Annotated in this window: 3 protein-coding genes and 1 pseudogene; 3 read left to right on the top strand and 1 reads right to left on the bottom strand. The window is 46.6% G+C overall.

Translation table 11 applies throughout. The features are described from left to right. The first annotated feature begins 80 nt into the window (after positions 1–80). A complete protein-coding gene (locus tag RMO35_RS24670; RefSeq protein WP_309745326.1) occupies positions 81–656 on the top strand; it encodes a DUF2939 domain-containing protein in 576 nt (191 codons plus the stop codon). A 26-nt stretch (positions 657–682) separates the two neighbouring features. On the opposite strand, the gene RMO35_RS24675 is transcribed toward RMO35_RS24670, so the two are convergent. Further along, on the bottom strand, positions 683–1,204 hold the full coding sequence (locus tag RMO35_RS24675; RefSeq protein ID WP_309745329.1) for a hypothetical protein: 522 nt from the start codon (positions 1,202–1,204) through the stop codon (positions 683–685). A 195-nt stretch (positions 1,205–1,399) separates the two neighbouring features. Here RMO35_RS24675 and cobU point away from each other — a divergent pair, with 195 nt between their 5' ends. Continuing rightward, complete coding sequence (cobU, locus tag RMO35_RS24680; RefSeq protein WP_309745331.1) at positions 1,400–1,978, top strand: bifunctional adenosylcobinamide kinase/adenosylcobinamide-phosphate guanylyltransferase; 579 nt, start codon at positions 1,400–1,402, stop codon at positions 1,976–1,978. 103 nt (positions 1,979–2,081) lie between these two features. Then, positions 2,082–2,428: pseudogene (locus RMO35_RS24685) on the top strand (carbamoyl-phosphate synthase small subunit); the annotation flags it as partial.

Consider the following 2,428-nt stretch of genomic DNA (forward strand, 5'->3'; position numbering starts at 1 on the left):
CAGCACTGCTATAACTTTTCAGACATCCTTTTAGCATCCGCAATTCTCAATTCTCAATTCTCAATTCTCAATTAACTCATATGTTCGATTCTCTATCGGAGAAGCTGCACAAAAAATTAAAATCCACAGATAAAAAAACAATGATTATCGCTGGCGCGATCGGTGCTGCGCTCGCTGTAAGTGGATGTATTGGAGCTTACTATACACCATACTTAACAGTCAATAGTATCAAAAATGCCGCCGAAAATCGGAATGCTGATGCTTTGTCGCAATCGATTAACTTTCCAGAACTAAAGACAAATATCAAAGCAAGTATTAAGGATCAAGTACTGAAGCAAATCGCTGAAGACAGCACAAAATCGCCACAAGCAACCTCAGAATTAGTAGAAAAAGCTATAAATCCAGTCGTAGATAAATTGGTGACACCTGAAGGAATCGAACGAATCATGTTCGATAAAATTCCTGAAGCCAAAATCGATCTAACTCAGCTCGATAAAGATCTGGCAAAATCGAATATCACAATGGGCTATGAATCATTCGATCGCTTTGTCGTTCACATCACTGATAAAGTGAACAGATCTAAAAATGTCAGTCTGATCTTAAAACGAGATGGATTGGCATGGAAACTCTCGGCGATCGATATTTCTAAGGTGTAGATTAATTAATAATTATTAATTATTAATTAATCTGATAACTTTAACCTCAGATGAACTAAATCTTCGAGAACTTGACGAATATACTGCTCGACTTGCTGCTGACGATCGGACAAATCTTTTAGTTGCTGATACCTAGCAATTGCCTGACTCACGCCCAAAATCTCGGTCATCTCACAAGCTCGCGTCCACAGTTGTCCGTGTTCGTCCAATCCACACAACCGATAGCCAGCTTGAGGATCGATCGTCGCTAAACCGATCGCTTCCACAGTCACATAAGGCGTCGGGATCGCTTGCCCTGTAGCATTTCGCTGAAAAGTCCGCGACTCCAACCACCCCGCTAAAATTGGCCCATCGCTAGTAATCTTGACACGATCGCGCTCGATCTGCTCCAACTCCTGCTGCCATTGCGTCACCATTTTATAAATTTCTTGCAGCATGTGTGCTGCCAAAATTGGGTTGGCATCTTGCCGAAGCTGACTAAATTTGGGAACCTGGATGGTAGTTGGTGGAGTATTCAAGTCTAAATTACGCTCTGTGGATATGGACATCTCAAATCGCTGGCTGGTTGACAGGTGCAAAATACATGCTCTCGTCAGGCGGCGTCAGGTTACAGACGAAAGCTAAAAATCGGTAAGTTATCTATCAATCGATCGCGTAAACTCAGATTATATTCGCCCCCACGATTCAAAGTCGATCGCCAAGTGCCTACTGGTCGCTCTAAAGTTGAAGTACAGAAGATTTGAATGGATAACAGCATAACTCAATCGCGACAACAACCAATCTTAGTCACAGGTGCAGCACGTTCTGGCAAGAGTGAATGGGCGGAGACGCTAGCAAGGCAAACTACCAAAGCTGTTACCTATATTGCCACAGCAACTGTCGATCCTGACGATCGCGAATGGCAAGCTCGGATCGATCGTCATCAGCAGCGGCGTCCACATACATGGCAGACGAAGATGGCGGTGGTAGACTTGGCACAGACGATCGAGTCGGCGCTAGCGGACGACTTTCTACTCGTCGATTCCCTCGGTACCTGGGTGGCAAATTTGCTCGATCGATCGAACGCGGAGTGGGAAAATTTGACGCGGGAATTATTGGCTGTATCGGCTGATAGTTTAGCGACGATCGTCATGGTAGCCGAAGAAACTGGTTGGGGCGTAGTACCCGCCTATCCCAGCGGACGGTTATTTCGCGATCGCTTGGGCATGTTAACTCGTCAATTTGGCGCGATTTCTAACCCAGTTTATTTAGTCACGGGCGGTCACGTTTTAAATTTATCTCAATTAGGTCATAAATTGGTAGTTACCAGCTCCGAGGATTGACAAAACCCGATCGGCACTTTTCGCTCCCATCCCGAAATCCTGTTAAAATAAGAGCAGCATCGAGATCGATATCTCCGACATCATCGCTCCCAGACACCAGTTCATGCCAACATCAATTCTCATTGAAAAGAAAAAACTCATCGATACCGATTGGGTCCAAGCCGTCACTCGCCGCGAAATCGAAATTCGCAAGGGCGCTAAAGCCAATGGGCCGCGCATTGCGGTTCTCGATTACGGCTGCAAAGAAAATACGTTGCGTGAGCTGCAAGCGCGCAGCTCCGAAGTCGCGATTTTCCCGAGCCGCGCGCCCGAGCGCGTGATTCGCGACTGGAACCCGAACGGCATCATGCTGACGAACGGCCCTGGCAATCCCGCGCTCGTAAAAGAAGCAACGGAAACTGTGCGCGCTCTTCTCGGCTGGAAGCCCGTGTTCGGGATTTGCATGGGCAA

This window comes from Chamaesiphon sp. OTE_20_metabat_361 (assembly GCF_031364565.1).